This is a genomic window from Pleomorphovibrio marinus, assembly GCF_003347495.1.
GTDB classification, from domain to species: domain Bacteria; phylum Bacteroidota; class Bacteroidia; order Cytophagales; family Cyclobacteriaceae; genus Pleomorphovibrio; species Pleomorphovibrio marinus.
This window is the reverse complement of the sequence record NZ_QCXY01000001.1, coordinates 879,546-896,391: the sequence shown is the minus strand read 5'-3', so window position 1 is coordinate 896,391 and position 16,846 is coordinate 879,546. Positions and strand designations below refer to the sequence as shown.

The 16,846-nt window shown below is 42.9% G+C and carries 15 protein-coding genes; 7 read left to right on the top strand and 8 right to left on the bottom strand.

Annotated elements, in window-relative coordinates:
* Nucleotides 1-10: 10 nt before the first annotated feature.
* Nucleotides 11-1,207 (bottom strand): THUMP-like domain-containing protein, encoded by a 1,197-nt coding sequence (locus DB520_RS03735; RefSeq protein WP_114748282.1) that lies wholly within the window; start codon nucleotides 1,205-1,207, stop codon nucleotides 11-13.
* A 3-nt stretch (nucleotides 1,208-1,210) separates the two neighbouring features.
* A complete protein-coding gene (locus DB520_RS03730; protein ID WP_114748281.1) occupies nucleotides 1,211-2,200 on the bottom strand; it encodes an aspartate-semialdehyde dehydrogenase in 990 nt (329 codons plus the stop codon).
* 108 nt (nucleotides 2,201-2,308) lie between these two features.
* Between DB520_RS03730 and DB520_RS03725 the strand changes: the two genes are divergently transcribed.
* The 4 genes from DB520_RS03725 to DB520_RS03710 all read left to right on the top strand — a co-directional run bounded on the left by DB520_RS03725 (nucleotide 2,309) and on the right by DB520_RS03710 (nucleotide 10,185).
* On the top strand, nucleotides 2,309-7,564 hold the full coding sequence (locus DB520_RS03725; RefSeq protein ID WP_114748280.1) for a lamin tail domain-containing protein: 5,256 nt from the start codon (nucleotides 2,309-2,311) through the stop codon (nucleotides 7,562-7,564).
* An 80-nt stretch (nucleotides 7,565-7,644) separates the two neighbouring features.
* Nucleotides 7,645-8,628 carry a glycoside hydrolase family 43 protein gene (locus DB520_RS03720; protein ID WP_114748775.1) on the top strand — a complete coding sequence of 328 codons (984 nt, stop codon included), beginning with the start codon at nucleotides 7,645-7,647 and terminating at the stop codon, nucleotides 8,626-8,628.
* Between the two features lie 95 nt (nucleotides 8,629-8,723).
* Nucleotides 8,724-9,116, top strand: coding sequence for a hypothetical protein (locus DB520_RS03715; RefSeq protein ID WP_157971922.1), 393 nt, complete (start codon nucleotides 8,724-8,726; stop codon nucleotides 9,114-9,116).
* 58 nt (nucleotides 9,117-9,174) lie between these two features.
* On the top strand, nucleotides 9,175-10,185 hold the full coding sequence (locus tag DB520_RS03710; RefSeq protein WP_114748278.1) for a TQO small subunit DoxD: 1,011 nt from the start codon (nucleotides 9,175-9,177) through the stop codon (nucleotides 10,183-10,185).
* A gap of 177 nt (nucleotides 10,186-10,362) precedes the next feature.
* On the opposite strand, the gene DB520_RS03705 is transcribed toward DB520_RS03710, so the two are convergent.
* The 5 genes from DB520_RS03705 to ubiE form a co-directional block, all read right to left on the bottom strand.
* The gene (locus tag DB520_RS03705) at nucleotides 10,363-11,142 is read right to left on the bottom strand and encodes a ThuA domain-containing protein (protein ID WP_114748277.1); all 780 of its coding nucleotides are present in this window, start codon (nucleotides 11,140-11,142) and stop codon (nucleotides 10,363-10,365) included.
* Between the two features lie 45 nt (nucleotides 11,143-11,187).
* Nucleotides 11,188-11,967 (bottom strand): M15 family metallopeptidase, encoded by a 780-nt coding sequence (locus tag DB520_RS03700; RefSeq protein WP_114748276.1) that lies wholly within the window; start codon nucleotides 11,965-11,967, stop codon nucleotides 11,188-11,190.
* Nucleotides 11,968-12,726 carry an SDR family NAD(P)-dependent oxidoreductase gene (locus tag DB520_RS03695; RefSeq protein ID WP_114748275.1) on the bottom strand — a complete coding sequence of 253 codons (759 nt, stop codon included), beginning with the start codon at nucleotides 12,724-12,726 and terminating at the stop codon, nucleotides 11,968-11,970. It lies immediately after the preceding gene.
* Between the two features lie 71 nt (nucleotides 12,727-12,797).
* Entirely contained in the window at nucleotides 12,798-13,574 is a 777-nt protein-coding gene (gene porT / locus DB520_RS03690; protein WP_114748274.1) for a type IX secretion/gliding motility protein PorT/SprT, read from the bottom strand.
* Nucleotides 13,523-14,245, bottom strand: coding sequence for a bifunctional demethylmenaquinone methyltransferase/2-methoxy-6-polyprenyl-1,4-benzoquinol methylase UbiE (gene ubiE / locus DB520_RS03685; protein WP_114748273.1), 723 nt, complete (start codon nucleotides 14,243-14,245; stop codon nucleotides 13,523-13,525). The genes porT and ubiE overlap by 52 nt, the downstream gene beginning before the upstream one ends.
* A gap of 118 nt (nucleotides 14,246-14,363) precedes the next feature.
* On the opposite strand from ubiE, the gene yihA reads away from it, so the two are divergent.
* Genes yihA through DB520_RS03670 form a run of 3 tightly spaced genes read left to right on the top strand, consistent with a single transcriptional unit; the run spans nucleotide 14,364 to nucleotide 15,796 of the window.
* Nucleotides 14,364-14,978, top strand: coding sequence for a ribosome biogenesis GTP-binding protein YihA/YsxC (gene yihA, locus DB520_RS03680; protein WP_114748272.1), 615 nt, complete (start codon nucleotides 14,364-14,366; stop codon nucleotides 14,976-14,978).
* Nucleotides 14,979-15,028: 50 nt separating this feature from the next.
* Nucleotides 15,029-15,475, top strand: coding sequence for a DUF5606 family protein (locus DB520_RS03675; RefSeq protein ID WP_114748271.1), 447 nt, complete (start codon nucleotides 15,029-15,031; stop codon nucleotides 15,473-15,475).
* Nucleotides 15,476-15,487: 12 nt separating this feature from the next.
* Nucleotides 15,488-15,796, top strand: a complete 309-nt coding sequence (locus tag DB520_RS03670) for a hypothetical protein (protein ID WP_157971921.1) — start codon at nucleotides 15,488-15,490, stop codon at nucleotides 15,794-15,796.
* Here DB520_RS03670 and fbp read toward each other — a convergent pair.
* The gene (fbp, locus tag DB520_RS03665) at nucleotides 15,793-16,812 is read right to left on the bottom strand and encodes a class 1 fructose-bisphosphatase (RefSeq protein WP_114748269.1); all 1,020 of its coding nucleotides are present in this window, start codon (nucleotides 16,810-16,812) and stop codon (nucleotides 15,793-15,795) included. The genes DB520_RS03670 and fbp overlap by 4 nt on opposite strands.
* Nucleotides 16,813-16,846 lie beyond the last annotated feature (34 nt).

Below are 16,846 nucleotides of genomic sequence, written 5' to 3'. Positions count from 1 at the left end.
TGCTATTAGATTAGACTAAATCACAAATAAATACCCTGCTTTGTTCTTTCTGATCGGTCAACAATAGCAAGTACCTATCACCTCCATCCTTAAGGTTGAATTTTGTTTTACAATCTTGTGCCTTCAGAGGGTGGTTTTTGGAAATTACATTTACTATTCCTTCGGGGAATTCTTGTTTGATTTCCTTTTTGTTCAGTTTGATTTCCTTTTTTACCTCCAAGCGCTTTCCGGGGATTTCGGAATCGGGAAGTCTATCAGAAGTATAAATGTGGGTATTGGGGTGAATTTTAACCAGTCCATAGCGATGGCCAAAAGCATGAAAAGCCCCAGCTTTCAGGATGCCCGGATGGGGAATAACTAGAAACCTTTCCACAGCTCCGATCTCAGCCTGGATTTGTCTTTCCTCATTTTTATTTATGGAAAAAATGGGTTCAATCCCCTGGGTAAGCTCTATCACATGGATGGTAGGATCCTTTATTTTGCAACCTTTTTTCCATTTTAGCACCAATTCTTTTATCTCGTTTTTGAAGGCTATGATGTGGAGGCTATCTAAACCGGGCAATTGGGAATTGGCAGCCTGAATATCCAACATGGGAGAGGCTTTCACCATTACCATGTTTGTTTTGCCACAAATTAAATTCCAATTACTCACCACATCCGGCTCTGTGTGGGTCAACTCGTAAAGCTTTTGGTTACCCTTTCCCCTTCTTGCTGGATCTATATAGATCAGGTCATAATGTTGGTTGGTTTGCTTAAGGAACTCGATTCCTTCGCCATGATGGATAGATAAGTCCTTATTAGGCAAAAGAAACCTCAGATTGTGATTGGCAAGCCTGAAAAGTAGCTCCAGTTTTTCTACGTACGTAATTTCCTTGAAATTTCGACCTATGTAAAAGGTGTCCACACCAAATCCTCCCGTTAAATCCAGAAAAGTATCGCCCTCGCTCAAAAGGCCCTTATACCGTGCAGTGGATTCGGAAGATGACTGTTCCAGGGAAAGGGCTGGAGGATATATAATATTTGGAAGAGTACTCCATTCTGGGAGCTTATTGCGGGCTTTTTTCCAGGCGGCAATTTGGGCGGCGGCTTCCTGTACATCCAATGTGGTTTTACCCGCCCATTTTAAAACAAATTGTGCAGGATCCTCCGATAGGTGATCCTGCACAAAATTGAAAAATTCCTTAGTATATATAGTTGACAAATCCATGGACTATGCCATGCTATGCTCCATTAGGTAAGAAGCAATCTGTACGGCGTTGGTAGCAGCACCTTTCCTGAGGTTATCCGCCACTATCCACATATTCAAGGTGTTGGGTTGACTTTCGTCTCTTCTTAACCTCCCTACAAATACTTCGTCCTTCTTGTGGGCGTTTATGGGCATTGGGTAGACATTGTTTTCAGGATCATCTTCCACCACTAGGCCAGGGGTTTCAGCCAGTAATTTTCTTACTTCAGCAAGATCAAAGTCCTTTTTGAATTCCACGTTGACGGATTCACTATGGCCGCCCATCACGGGTATTCTTACAGTGGTCGCAGTTACCTGAATACTCGGGTCATTAAAGATTTTCTTGGTTTCATTGATCATCTTCATTTCTTCCTTAGTGTATCCGTTTTCCTGGAACACGTCGATGTGGGGAAGGACGTTTAGGTCTATTTTGTACGGATAGACCATTTCTGCCTTCTCCCCTTTTCTTTCCGCCATCATTTGATCTACGGCTGCTTTACCTGTACCGGTCACAGACTGATAGGTTGAGACCACAATACGTTTGATGCCATATTTTTCCCTCAATGGGGCGAGTGCAAGCACCATTTGTATAGTGGAGCAGTTGGGGTTAGCGATAATGCGGTCATCGATGCGTAAGGATTTGCCGTTAATCTCTGGTACTATTAGTTTTTTGGTGGGGTCCATCCTCCAAGCGGAGGAGTTGTCTATCACCACGGTACCTACAGCAGCAAATTGAGGTGCCCACTCCTTAGAGGTGCTACCTCCCGCAGAAAAAATGGCCATATCGGGTTTTTTGGTTACCGCCTCCTTTAATCCTATGATAGTGTATTCCTTCCCTTTGAATACCATTTTTTTTCCTGCTGACCGCTCGCTGGCCACCAAGAGCAATTCGTCAAATTGGAAATTGTGCTCTTCCAGCACCTCTAGGATTTCTGAGCCTACTAATCCAGTGGCTCCCACTACGGCTAATTTCATTTTGCTGTGATTTATTTATAGGATATAAAATGTTAGCCTTTCCATACAGAAGCTACATTTTTCTGACTAAATATTCCTTTTTAATGTATTTATCTTTATATTCAATTCATGAAAGCCTTTTCCTTAGTATGGGGTTTGGTTGCTTTTTCCATACTAGGCTTTAGATTTTTGCCAAAAGCCGAAACTTTTGTGCTTCAGGATTTTGAAAGCAATTTTGAAATCGTCAGTTATCCTGAAGAGTTTTTACCGGCCTGGTCTGCCAATGAAGTGCGATCCGGTACTTCAAGGGTTTTTCAGGCCCCCGGTGAAGGAATCGACGGATCCCAAGCTTTGGGCATACAAACCATCGGTAGTTTTGACGCGCAAATTTACATAAAAACATCTACTATTGGACTGAAAAACAATAATATTTCCTTTCAGGCCAAGACCAAACGCAACGGAACGGGAAATAGGCCTGTACACTTAACCTATGCCTTTCATGATGCCCTGTCAGATCAAAGATCAGACCCAATGCCCATTGGCCAACCAAACAGCTTTCCCAATGAGGATACTCCTTACCAAGAATACAACTTTGAGATCCCTAATGAATGGTTGGGCCTTGCCTCCGTCACGATACAGCTCACCGTGTATTACGGGGATGGTTCGGGGAGTGCTGCAAGGTTGTTTATGGATAATTTTTTGATTCCAGCAGGCAGTACGGTGGAAGAAGAATCGGATAATCCAGTGCCTTTAACTTTAGTAGAGATTCAATTAGCAGATGATAATGTCTTAATCTTACGATTTAATCAGAAACTTGCTGCTTTGCCCAGGGAAGTTACGCTTTCAGGAGGATATGGGCAAACGGTAAAAATGGAACTTGAAGATAGCCTCCTGACGGCCTGGTTTGACGATGTTTTATACCCAAATCGATATGTCCTGGCTTTGGAAGAGTTAAGGAGTGAGGAAAATGGCGAGTTGATTTCGCTTGAGCATGTCTTTGATTTGGCCGCTCCTGTTCCTTTTGGAAGCCTAATCATTAATGAATTTATGGCAGACCCCAACCCGAAATCCCTGAGTCCGCCTCATCCTACTCTTCCGACATCATCCAATGATGAATACATTGAATTGTGGAATACTACTGAAAAAGCCATTTGGCTAAAGGGTTTTACCTATAATGGTGGGGCGGTGGAAGATCTGCTGGTGGAAGCTGGTGAGTATGTCCTGCTGACCCCTTCTACCCGAAAAGAGCTTTTTTCCTCTTATGGAAAGGTGGCTGGGGTAAATGGTTTTAGAGCCTTGCCCAATGGTGCTGGACAAATATCCCTAAAAGGGTCCTTTGATGAATGGGTGGATAGCCTGAGTTACGATCTCACTTGGTATCAGGATACCCAAAAATCCCAGGGAGGCTGGTCCTTGGAGCGAATTAACCCCTACTTGTCATGTTCCGATGCTGCAAATTGGAAGGCCTCTTCCTCGGTAATGGGGGGAACACCGGGAAAAAAGAATGCTGTTTATAGTGATTTGCCAGATGAAAGGCCCTTTCTAATTACATCCGTGCAGGTCCTGAGTCCTCTAAAACTTAGGGTAACTTTTAGCAAGAGATTGCCAACAAAATTGGCTAAAGCTAAAATGGGAACGGTGGGGAATAGAATATTTGTATTGGATAGTCTGGGAGTAGATTTTTTGATAGGTCACTTGAGTAGTCCCTTGATAGATGGACAATCCTATAGCTTGGAGTTAAAGGGATTCACCGAATGTAATGGACAGGAACTCAACCCTGCTTCTGCTGCCTTTCTCTATGACACCTCTCCTCCTCATATTAGGTGCATCACTGGAATTTCTTCCCATCGATTTATGGTGCATTTTAATAAACCGTTGGATACCTCTCCTTTGGAGTTAAGCCAATACCAACTTACCCATAACGAAATAGAAAACGGAACAATGGAAAACGACAGCATAATTGGGGTTTCAGTTAAAGAACCTCTTGCTGTGGGTCAAACCTATACCTTAACGGCATATGCAATAATAGACGGCATGGGTAATCTATCCGATTCTACTTCTTTCACCTGGGTGTGGGAAGATCACATGGATACGGCTTTCTGGGTTAGTCCCACTGTACTAGGAGTGAAATTTACCAAAGAGGTGGATGATTTATCTGCTAAGGAGGTAAGCCATTATTGGTTGGACAGAAACATAGGAAAACCCTTCAAGGTGGTTTGGGTGCAAGAATTGAATGAATTTCACTTGTTCTTTACACAGCAATTTCCTCCAAATACTGATCTCACCTTGTATACAAGCGGGATACGGGATAAGGAAGGAGCACTTCTTCAGACTCTCAGTAAGTCTTTTGTTTGGGATACTAGAGCCATATCCGTAACCAATATAGACCTAGCTCAACCGGGTAGGTTGATATTGGAATTCAATAAATCTTTGGAAAGAAAGTGGGCTACTTTGCCTGCCCATTATCAGGTGAACCAAGGAGTGGGTTCACCTACCATGGTAGAAATGGTTGCCAATACTAGGCTAATTTTACAGTTTTCAGAACCCTGGGTAGAGGGCATTTCCTACCGGATAAGCATCCGTAATCTCAAAGACAGGTACGGACAAGCCATGAACCGCACCGTCAATCTGGATTTTGAATGGGATACTCTTGCTCCAACTATCGATACCATGCAGCTATTATCCCCGTACCTAATGAAACTCCAATTGAGTAAGCCGATTGTATACCCTCAGGCCATCTCTGTAAATGGAGTTCCAAAGCCTTTTAGAGGTTCAGGATTGGATTGGATCGTAGAAAGTGAGAAACCTTGGGAAACAGGTAGTTTGACTCTTCAGGTTCAGGGAGCCAAAGACAAATCTAGCACTCCCCTTGATACTTTGACATTCACATTGGATAACGATTTTCCAATGTTGGGAGAGGTAAGGATATGGGGAGAAAGGGAAATTCAACTTATATTTACCCAGTACCTGAATCAGGAAAGCGTTCCCCTCCAGGATAATTTTGAGGTAAATGGCCGAAAACCGCATTCCGTGCTAGCGGGATCTTTAGGATATGACTATCGGTTATATTTGTCCCAACCCATTTTATTGAACGAATGGTACCACTTGGGAATTTCCAACCTTGAAAGTGAGAATGGAAACAAGACCAATATAATTAATGTCAGCTATTATTACGAGGATGGCATTCAAGACCTATGGGTTGAAAACAGCAAAACCATACATCTCTTTCATCGCTTACCCTTGCAAATAGCGGCACCATTGAAAGGGGATTTTTCATGGCAAGAAGGCGATTTTCAAATCCACCCCCTTTTAAACCAAAGCGATCCCATTCACTTTAAACTAATAATGGACCGAGCATTGCCTGAGGGGGAAGAATTGCTACTTATTGTCCCACCTCGGATTTCTGCTACTGGGGATTGGCTGGCAGGCAGTTCCCGGCTATTGCTTTGGGATCCAAATCCACCCCAGTTGCTCCAGGTAGAGGTTGTCAGCAAACGGGAGTTTTTACTCTATTTTGACAAATCCCTTTCTCCGGTTTATTCCATAGTTCCTTCATTCTATACACTCGAGGGCTTTACTCCGGAAGAGGCAATTTTAAGTGAAAATGGGGATCAGGTGTTATTGGTCTTTGAGAAGGAATTTAAAGAGGGGCATACCCTGACCTTGGAAGTTAGTGACATTGAAGACTTAAGAGGAAACGCTATTGCCCCGACGGTTTTCGAGTTTGACTTTAAACCTCCAAAAGGCCCCCTATTTAGACAATTGGTTATCAATGAAATCATGCCGGCACCCAAGGCTGGGCAAGTTTTGCCTAATGCCGAATATGTGGAAATCTATAATGCCACTGAGGATATTCTATTCTTGGGAGGGATTAAGTTGGCAAACAGTCGCTCCTATACCCACTTGCCTAGAAAGCAGATATTGCCAAAGCAACACTTGATCTTATGCCCAGCGGGTCAGGTACAGGCTTTTGAGCCTTACGGGGAGGTACTGGGGCTTAGTCCCTGGCCTACTTTATTGAATGCAGGGGACAGGGTATCTCTTATCCATGTGTCAGCTGGGGTTATAGATGAAATCACTTATGATACAGGAAGCTTCGGAGGTGCGGAATTTGCTCAGGGCGGCTTTAGCCTAGAAACGGTCAACCCCTATTATCCCTGTATAAGTCCTGCCAACCTACAAGTATCCGTTGCCACAGAAAGGGGGACTCCTGGAGCCGAAAATTCTGTTTTTGATCCAAGTCCGGACGTTGAGCCCCCTATTTTGTTAGGAGCAAACCTACTAGGACCAAAGCATATATCCCTTCACTTTTCCAAATCCGTATTTCCAGAAGAGCAAGCGAGGGTGCAAATTGATCCTTTTGGGATGGTATCAAGTTTAGAATGGGACAGCCTTGACCGGGAAAGTATTTCAGTACATCTGGAAAGTGATCTTGAAGAAAACAGGAACTATACGATTACTGCAATGAATTTCAGGGATTGTTCTGGCAATTCTCTGGATGTTAACGATGCCACTGTCTCCCTAATACTACCCGGCCTTCCCGAAGAAGGGGATATGATCATAAATGAGGTGCTGTTCAATCCCAAAGTAGGAACACCGAAATTTGTGGAGCTTCACAACGCCTCTGGAAAGTGGATAAACCTTAAAAACTGGAAACTTGCCAACGTGGTCAATGAGCAGATTAGTAACAAGAGGTTAATCTCCAATGAGGATTTGATCCTTGCTCCCAACGCTTTTCTGGCACTTACCCCGGATCCAGTACTTTTAAACGATACCTATCCAAGGGGAAAACTAGAAGGGATGAAAGCACTTACCCTACCAAGCTATCCCATTAGCCGTGGATCGGTGGTGTTGCTTGATCCTGATGAGTTATTTGTGGAAAGGTTTGATTATGACGAAAAGATGCACCATGGGTTTTTAAGGGAAGTCCGGGGCGTTTCATTGGAACGCTATTCTGCAAGTGTACCTGTAGATGACCCTGTCAATTGGCATTCTGCTTCATCCGCTTTGGGGTTCGCCACCCCTGGTATGCGAAACTCCAATGTTTATGAGAATAATCCTTTGGAGATGGGTATACAAATCTCCCCGGAAGTATTTGTTCCTGATGCAACAGGGGAAAAACCATTTACCACCATTTCTTACAATTTGGACCATCCCGGTTACCTAGCCACACTTAGGGTGTATGGTGTGACGGGTACCCTGATCCGCGAACTTTGCCACAATGCACTTTGGGGTTTGGAAGGATTCTATACCTGGGACGGTACGGATGCCAAAGGGATCCGGGTGCCATCTGGCTATTATATTCTTTGGGCGGAACTATTTAACCCTGATGGCCAAGTTCATCAACTGAAAAAACCGGTAGTAGTGGGAAGTAAGCTTAGATAGGTAAGAATGGGAAAGGAACTTAAAATTTGTTTAATTTACCTTTTTAAAAAGCCAAATCCATGATTTATTACCTTAACCTGATGAAATTTCCAAACCCAGCATTTGTCCTTGTATTCATTTCATTGGTTTATTCCTGTACGGAGCAGAAGGAAAAACCTGTTTACTCCGGAAACCCACTTTTCGATGGTTGGTATGCAGACCCTGAAGCCATCATTTATGGGGATACTTATTGGATTTACCCTACCTATTCCGATAGCTTTCGCAAGCAGGTTTTCATGGATTGTTTTTCCTCACCGGATTTGGTCCATTGGACCAAGCATGAACGGATTATTGACACTGCTGAGGTGGCTTGGGCAGACTCTGCTCTTTGGGCCCCAGGGGTGATAGAAAACAAGGGCAGGTATTATTTGTTTTTTGCGGCTAATGATGTACACGAGGGTGAGGTTGGAGGTATTGGAGTTGCAGTAGCGGACCAACCTCAGGGCCCTTTCAAGGATGTATTAGGAAAACCCCTGATCAACGAAATTGTAAATGGTGCCCAACCCATAGACCAATACCTTTTTAGGGACAAGGATGGTCAGGTCTTGATATATTATGGGGGCTGGGGAAAGTGTAATGTGGTAAAACTCAATGAAGATTTTACCGAACTGGTGCCCTTTGAGGATGGAAGTATTTACAGGGAGGTTACCCCAGAAAGCTATGTGGAGGGCCCCTTTATGTTTATTCGGGATGACAAATACTATTTTATGTGGTCGGAAGGGGGATGGACAGGCCCGGATTACAAGGTGGCCTACGCCATTTCGGACAATCCCTACGGCCCTTTTGATCGGATTGGGGTAGTATTGGAGCAGGATCCTGAAGTGGCCACAGGAGCAGGGCATCATTCTGTATTGCACGAATCCGGTTCCGACAATTACTACATGGTATACCATAGAAGGCCGCTGGGAGAGACGGATGGCAACCATAGAGTGACTTGTATAGAGTATATGGAATTTGATGAGGACGGCAAGATTAAGCCTGTAAAAATTACTTTTAAGGGAGTGAAGCGAAACCCATTAAATTGACATTCCTTAAGTAGTGCTTCATAAACATAGAAACGGTTTTTTATGCTCCTCGAGAACTAAATTTTTGACATGAGGGTTAGTTAACTTCAATGGATATGAAGCTTAACCAAATCCCCTCGGCCATTATTCGAATGTCCCGTATTATCAAATTATATGGCATCCTCGTGGGGATACTTTTTGCGCTAAGTCCCTGCGTGAGTAAAGCGTCTCTTTGGCAGGCTGCCGAACTCGCCTATGAAAAGCCTATAAATAAAAGCAAGACCCATTTACCTTCCTTTTCCTGTGAACTAATCCAAGGTGAAAAGAAGGATAGTGTTTCCAGGTTTGTTGAGCTGGATTTTTCATTTGTTTTCCATGAAGGAGCTACCCATTCAGTTTATCACCATCCGAGATGGTTTGTGGGTAAATTACCCAACTTACCTCAAATAGTTTCCTCGAGTCCTCCTTTGTACATTTTACTTCGAAGATTAAAGATCCATTTAGCATGAAGGCAAATTTGCCTTATCCACATAGCTAACATCTTTTATCATTTAAATCGAAGTATCAATGAAATCAAACACTATGCATTCCCAGCCAAATATAATGGCTGGCATGATCACTTTATCCCTACGCTTGGTAATTGGCTGGACCTACTTTTCCGCTTTCTGGAGAAGGTTGGTATTGGAAAATAAACTAGACCCTGAAGGAGGGGGGTATATAGGAGAAAAATTCAATCATTTTCTTCCTAATGCTTTGGGCATACAAGGAATTATCGAATATCTAGTCTCCAACCCCAGCATACTATGGTGGTTTATGACGGCTTTCACGATCATTGAAGGAGTGGTAGGCCTATTTATGATGTTGGGCCTATTTACAAGGCTCATGTCTATCATGACCATGGGGCTTGCCACGGGAATTCTCCTTGGTGCAGGATGGCTTGGAACAACCTGTTTGGATGAATGGCAAATAGGGGTATTGGGAATAGCCGCAGGTTTTACCCTTTTTTTAAGTGGTTCAGGAATTCACAGTCTAGACCATAAATTTGTTCTTCAAAGGGAAAAACCAGAATGGCTAGGATGGGTTTCTTCCGGGCCTATTCCATTATCAAAAATGAAAGTGGTAATCCCTCTAATTTCCTTGGGCATATTCTTCTTTACTTTATATAGCAATCAGTATTTTCACGGTGGCGTTTACGGCAAGCTACATAATAAATCCGTGAAACCTAAGGTGGAAATCTCAAAGGCGGTCTGGGAGGAGGATCAATTACAACTTGAACTGATGAGAGTGGAGGGAGCAGATGTATATGGCTCTTTTCTTATTCGTATTGAGGTATTAGATGCTCACCAACAAAAGCTTCTTTCATTGGGTGGCAAGGAACTGTCAGAACTACCTGAAAGTTGGATCCACAACGAATATGTGGCCCAGATTAAACCAGGTAAATATAGTTTGGAGCTTCCACTTGGGGCAAAAGCAGTAGTAAAGCTTCCTTTGCAATTGATGGAGAATAAAGAAAACCTTCGGGTAAAGCTAATTGATATCAGTGGGGCCGAATGGTACCGTGATATACATATTCCCTGATTTAGCCAAAAATTTGCTAAAAACAAGTGAATTCAAACCTTATCTGGACTTTTCCCTTCTAATCGAAAAACGCAGAACAGGTTAATCATAGTCTAAAAGACAAGATCAAAAATGACACAAAAAACCCAGGCTGCGTATGGCAGCCTGGGTTGAAGGGGGATAGCCTGCTATTTCTGATTAGAAAGGTCTATTCAGTGCGGCGTACCAAATTCCACCAAGTACATGTAACAAAAACCCTTCGTCTTCAAAGGCTTCATCTGTGTGCCCAAGGCCGGTATAGAACAACCTTCCTCCGTCATATTCATGGTACCAAGAGATAGGGTGGGTACCCATTCCCATACTTTGGCCATTTCTTTCTCCTACTTCGTAGGAAGTCTCATCGAGCTCAACCAGGACATTTACGTCTTCATTAAAGTTTTTGAAGGCATACCACTCATCGGTCATCAGCCAATTTTCTTGTAGGTGATAAGTAGAAGGGTGACTTCTATCCACTACCTTAAGGCGGGCAGTTTGTTGGTGGGGATGGAAAGCAAACTGTCCCCCGATAAGGCCTGTGTACCAAGGCCATTCGTATTCGGTGTCAGTAGCACTGTGTATTCCCACAACCCCTTTGCCACTACGGACGAAATCCTCAAAGGCCTCTTTCTGTTCGGCATTGAATATGGTGCCTGTGGTACTCACCAGGATGATAACATCATATTTTTCGAGTTTTTCTTTGGTGAACTCCCTTTCGTCCTCTGTAGTATAAACACTAAATCGATGTTTTTCTGCCAATTTCTTCATAGCCACCACCCCATTGGGGATAGACTGGTGCCTGAACCCAGTGGTTTTGCTAAAAACCAGTGCCCTAAACTGGGCGTTTTGCTGTGCAAAACCTTCTGGAAGGCAAATCAACAAGACAAGAACCAGTACCAACAGGTTTTTTACGTTCAAAAGATCATTTATTTTTTTATTCATGAGTTTATTAGTTGATTGATTAATAAAAACTATTTTTCGTAACTATTATTCTACTATGTTGAATTTTTCGGACGCTTCTCTTCTGCTGAACGCATCAAAATGCCACCATTCAGAACCAATTCCACTGAATCCACCTCTCCTCATGGCTTCTCTGAGAATTTTTCTCCCTTCCACGTGCGCTTTGGTTATTTTTCCCTCACGGAGCATTTGGTCCTCCCTGTCCGGATAGGCGGGATAGCCAAAATAATCGTAAGAAGTGCCCAGGTCCAAGGGTTCCCCAGTCTCCGCATCTGCCAAGGTCAGGTCCACGGCTACACCATAGTTGTGTAGGCTGCCCCTTTTAGGATCCGCTACATAAAGGGGTTTTAAACTATCAGGTTTATCTAAATTGTCCCATAAAATTTGTTGCACTCTTCTTGGTCTTACCCCGTCATAAATAAGAAAGGTTAGGTCAGGATGATTTTTTTTCAGCCAGTCGTAAGAAACCTTTAGCTTTTCAGCCACTTGAGGCTGAAGGTAGGCATTTTCGAGATCCTCGTATACATCCTGTCCAAAAAAATTGTCTGTACTGCTGTATTTAAGCTCCACAAATATTCCGGGTATCACCTCTTTTATATTTACCAATCCAGCATTAATCAGGCTTTTTTCTAACTCACCGATGGTGTCCGTGGTAGTAGAAAAGTCTAAATTTTCTCTATCGTCTTCATCCAGGAAATACCCTTCTTCCAGTCTTGGGAGATCCGTTTCCTCCTCACTATCATGGCTTTTTTGCTGACATTTCAGCAACAAAAGGCCAACACACAACACCCACAGCGCTTTTTTCATTTACCCCTTCTTGTTAAAAATGGTCGTGCTGGCCTGTGCAAGGGGATACACCAGCATATCAGCAATGACCACATGTCTTGGTCTGGTAATGGCGAAAGTGATAATATCGGCAATGTCCTCCGCTTGAAGTGCTTCAAACCCTTGGTACACCTTTTCAGATTTTTCCTCGTCCCCTTTAAACCTTACCATGCTGAATTCTGTCTCCACTAAGCCCGGATGTATGCCAATGACCCTTATGCCATAGGGGTTAAGGTCGATGCGCATTCCAGTGGTGATGGCATCCACAGCAGATTTTGAACCGCAGTAAACATTACCTCTGGGGTAAACTTCCTTGCCGGCAGATGAGCCAACATTGATAATTTGGCCGCTTTTTCTTTTCACCATACCTGGGGTGATTTTTTTGGAAACATAAAGAAGCCCTTTTACATTGATGTCAATCATAGCATCCCAATCATCTTCGCTACCTTCGTGAATAGGATCCAGTCCATGGGCATTGCCTGCATTGTTGATTAGCACCTCGATTTCCTGCCATTCTTCTGGAAGGGAGTCTATGGCTGCATAAACTTCATTTTTTATGCGCACATCAAAATTAAGATAAGTGTAGGGAGTACCCTTTGGTAGTTCCTTTTCAAGCTGTACCAATCTCTCTTTTCGCCTGCCGCAGGCAATAATGGCAAATCCTTCCTTGGCTAGGGAAATGGCACAGGCCTTACCTATACCCGAAGTGGCCCCTGTGATGAATGCGATCTTTTTTTCCATGATTGAATTTAAAAAGTTCGTCAGGCAAAAAAAAGAGACCTGCCAATTTTCTCCAGCTAAATTACGTCTTGCTATTGAAAATTAAGATAAATGGTAATGGATTTTCGGCGAATATCCGTGATTGCCCCATCGAACCTGGAGTCAGCAAAACCCTCCCGGTAGAGATTAGTAAGCCCATGGGAGAACCTAATTTCTGGAGAAAACTTAAAAAATTGAAAGTAAAAATCAAAACCCATACCCAGTTCCAAAGCAACGTCCCTTCCTCTCAATACCACATCATCCTCATCTGCCTCTTCTTGGTTTTTGGTTCTGATTTGCCCATTTAATCCACCCATAAAAAACATTCTCGTGTTGTTAAAGCGTTGGGATTTGTATTTTAATAAGACAGGAAATTCCACTAATGTCTCTTCGGTGAAGAGAGGAACTGTGCTAATACCCAGACCTCCCGGGGCATTTGCATCATCGGAAAATAACTGTATTTCGGTTCTATGTTCATAAAACCCTACTTTTGGGGTAAAGAGAACATTCATTTGATCATGTATCCTTCCGGTCACCAAAAAGCCCAAAGCGAATCCGGGTGAAAACACAGGCATGATTGCTCTTACATTGTTGATATCCGGTGCATCAGGGTTAAGGAAGGCATCAGAGTATTTTACCCTTAAGCTGCTGTTGTGCGCGGCAAGAAAGAAGCCGTAGGAAATCCATTGGTCATCACTGCCAGATTTATGAAAAATCATTCCTCTATCCTGGGCATTTGCCTGGACACAAAAAAGCACAGAAAACAAGATAAAGTAAACTACTTTTCCCCTACATAAATGGAGCTGATTCCGAAAGTAAGTGGTTTGCATGTTGTGTTTTTAAACCCTACCGTTTCTAATATTTTCAAGAAGTCCTTTCCATCCGGAAAAGCTTGCACCGACTCAGGTAGGTAGGTATAAGCAGAGTTGTCCTTAGATACGAGTTTCCCAATTTTTGGCAGAATATACTTAAAATAAAGATGGTAAACTTGCTTTAAAGGAAATTTTTTGGGTTTGGAAAATTCCACAATCACTGTTTTACCACCTGGCTTTAGGACTCTATACATGTCCGAAAGGCCTTTTTCCAAATCTTCAAAATTTCTTACACCAAATGAAACGATAACAGCATCGAATTTATTTTCCGGGAACAAAAGCTTTTCTGAATCCCCCAACTGAAGTTCAATTCTATGGTCCAGCTTTTTTTTCTTCAGCTTTTTTCTTCCTTCCTCCAGCATGCCTTCAGAGATATCCACTCCGATGACTTTATCCGGGTTTAATGCCAAGGCTTCAATGGCAAAGTCCCCAGTACCGGTGGCTATGTCAAGGATTAATTTTGGGGCGTCATCTTTCAGCAGTTTGACTGCTTTTTTTCTCCATGAAATATCAATCCCCAAACTTAGCACATGGTTTAGCAGGTCGTACTTTTTGCTGATGTTGTTAAACATACTGGCTACCTGCTCTTTTTTGCCTTCGTTATTATCCTTATAGGGTACTACTGCCATGGACGTTTTTTTTGTTTACAAAACTAACAAGTAAACCTGAGCAATGGAAAAATGTTAATGATTTATTGGAATCCGGTATTTTGACAATAAAGCTTAACTTTGTAACAAAAAGCTAGCAATGATCAAATCGGTCAAATTTATAATAAGTAACACGGACTTTAGAAAATGCCCCTCTCCGGACAAGCCGGAATTTGCCTTTATTGGCCGGTCTAACGTGGGAAAAAGTAGTCTGATTAACATGTTGGCCAATAACAAGGGCTTGGCAAAAATCTCCGGAACACCGGGGAAAACCCAGCTTATCAATCACTTTGACGTGGATGGACGTTGGTACATGGTGGATTTGCCGGGCTATGGATTCGCTAAGGTAAGTAAGACAATGCGCGAAGAGTGGGAAAAAATGATACGACAGTACCTCACCTTGCGGGAAAACCTAGAGGTGGTGTTTGTTTTGGTCGACAGCAGGCATACGCCACAGCAAATTGACGTAGAATTTATATATTGGTGCGGGCAAAATGGGATTCCTGTTGCACTCCTTTTTACCAAGGCCGATAAGCAGTCAAAGTCAAAAACCTCTCTTAACGTAAAAAAATTTTTGGATAAGATGCTTGAACTATTTGAAGAAGTACCGGATTATTTTGTCACCTCTGCCGAAACTTCAATGGGAAGGGAAGACGTTATCTCCTATATTCAGGAGCAGGTATCCGATTTCTACCAAAATAATCAGCAAAGTTGATGATTGGTGCTTAACTCCTATATTTGCAACCTAATCTAAACGAGCGATACATGGAATTTAAGGAAATAGCAACAGTATCTGGCAAGCCAGGATTATATAAAGTCCTTAAGCCCAGTAGGACAGGGGTGATTTTAGAATCCTTGGATGAAAAAAAGGGTAAATTGGTAGTGGGGGCCTCGCAGAGGGTTTCGCTTCTTAGTGAGATTTCTATCTACACCACCGATGAGGAAGGATCCAAACCCCTAGTAGAGGTATTAAAAAAGATTGAAAAGGAGTTTCAAGGGGACACCGGACTAGGGGATGCGGACAATGAAGAATATAAAGCCTTTTTGAAGCACGTGCTTCCAGAATACGATGAAAGCAGGGTATACGTTTCGGATATCAAAAAAATGATAAGCTGGTATGCCATCATCCATCAGATTTTCCCTGAATTGCTGAAAGAAGACATCAAGGAAAGCGATGCTGGAGATAAGGCCGAAAAGGGTAAAGCGGATTAAAAAATAAATGCTTTGTCAATAAGTAACCTGGACTTGCAACATACTGCCTATACCTTGGAAAAATCCTTGGGATTGGCAATTCCTGCGTCCCTTGACAATGTGGATCAGCTAGTTGTCGTTTTGGTACCTGTTGTGAAGCATTGGTTAGATCGAGATATGGAAAAACTCTTGCAATTTTGTTATAGGATTGATCTTAGGGAGGATAAACTTAAAGTTATCCTTCATGAGTCCCCGCCAGGGCAAATAGCCGAGGATCTCAGCAGAGCCATTATAGATAGGCAGTGTCAAAAAATCCAAATAAGGAGAAAGTACAGTGGCTAAAGATCCAAGTAAAAGCTACTGACATCTTTTACCATGGATTCACTCCCAATATAGAAGGGGGTTCTTTGGTGCAATTCACTTGGAACAATATCCAAAATCCTTTTTTTCCCATCTGTGGCCAACCCCCCGGATTGTTCTGCGATAAAGGCAAGGGCATTTGCCTCATACAATAAACGAATCTTTCCTTGAGGGTTCTTTTTGGTGGCCGGATATAGGTAGATGCCTCCTTTCAGCAAATTGCGATGGAAATCGGCCACTAAGCTTCCTATGTACCTGGCCGTATAGCCTCTTTCTTTACATTGAAGTAGGTAGGAATGTATGTTTTCATCCAACTCCCTGTGCAGTCCCTCGTTGATGGTGTAGATATTTCCCACTTGAGGCGTCTTCATTTGAGAATGGGAAAGGAAAAACTCTCCCAAGGACCTTTCATAGGTAAACCCATTCACTCCCATTCCAGTGGTGTAAACCAACATGGTGGAGGAGCCATATAGCACATATCCTGCAGCCACTTGGTCTGTGCCTTTTTGTAATATATCCTCGGCCTGAATAGGCGATCCTGTAGGGGTTATGCGCCTATAAATGGAGAAAATGGTACCAATGGATACGTTAACGTCTATATTGGAGGAACCGTCTAGGGGGTCAATGGCTACCACATATTTCCCCTTACTGTTATGCAAATCAATTACTTCATCCTCCTCCTCTGAAACTACAGCACACACCTCACCTCCCTTCGTTAGGGCACGTGTAAAGCGTATATCGGCGACCACGTCCAATTTTTGTTGTTCTTCCCCCTGTATATTCACGTTTCCGTAGGCGCCTGTTACCTGGCTGAGTCCCGCCCTGCTGATTTCCCTAGAAACGATTTTGGCTGCCAAGGCTATATCCCGAAGCAATTGCGACAATTCACCTGTGGCATAAGCAAAGTGAGATTGGTGACTTTTTATAAAACGATCTAAAGTCACACCAACGTTATAGCCAAGGGCCGAATTGTCTTGTTTATAAGGCTTTGTCTTCATAGTTTTGTGCTCAATTTACAAAAAATATCGCTCC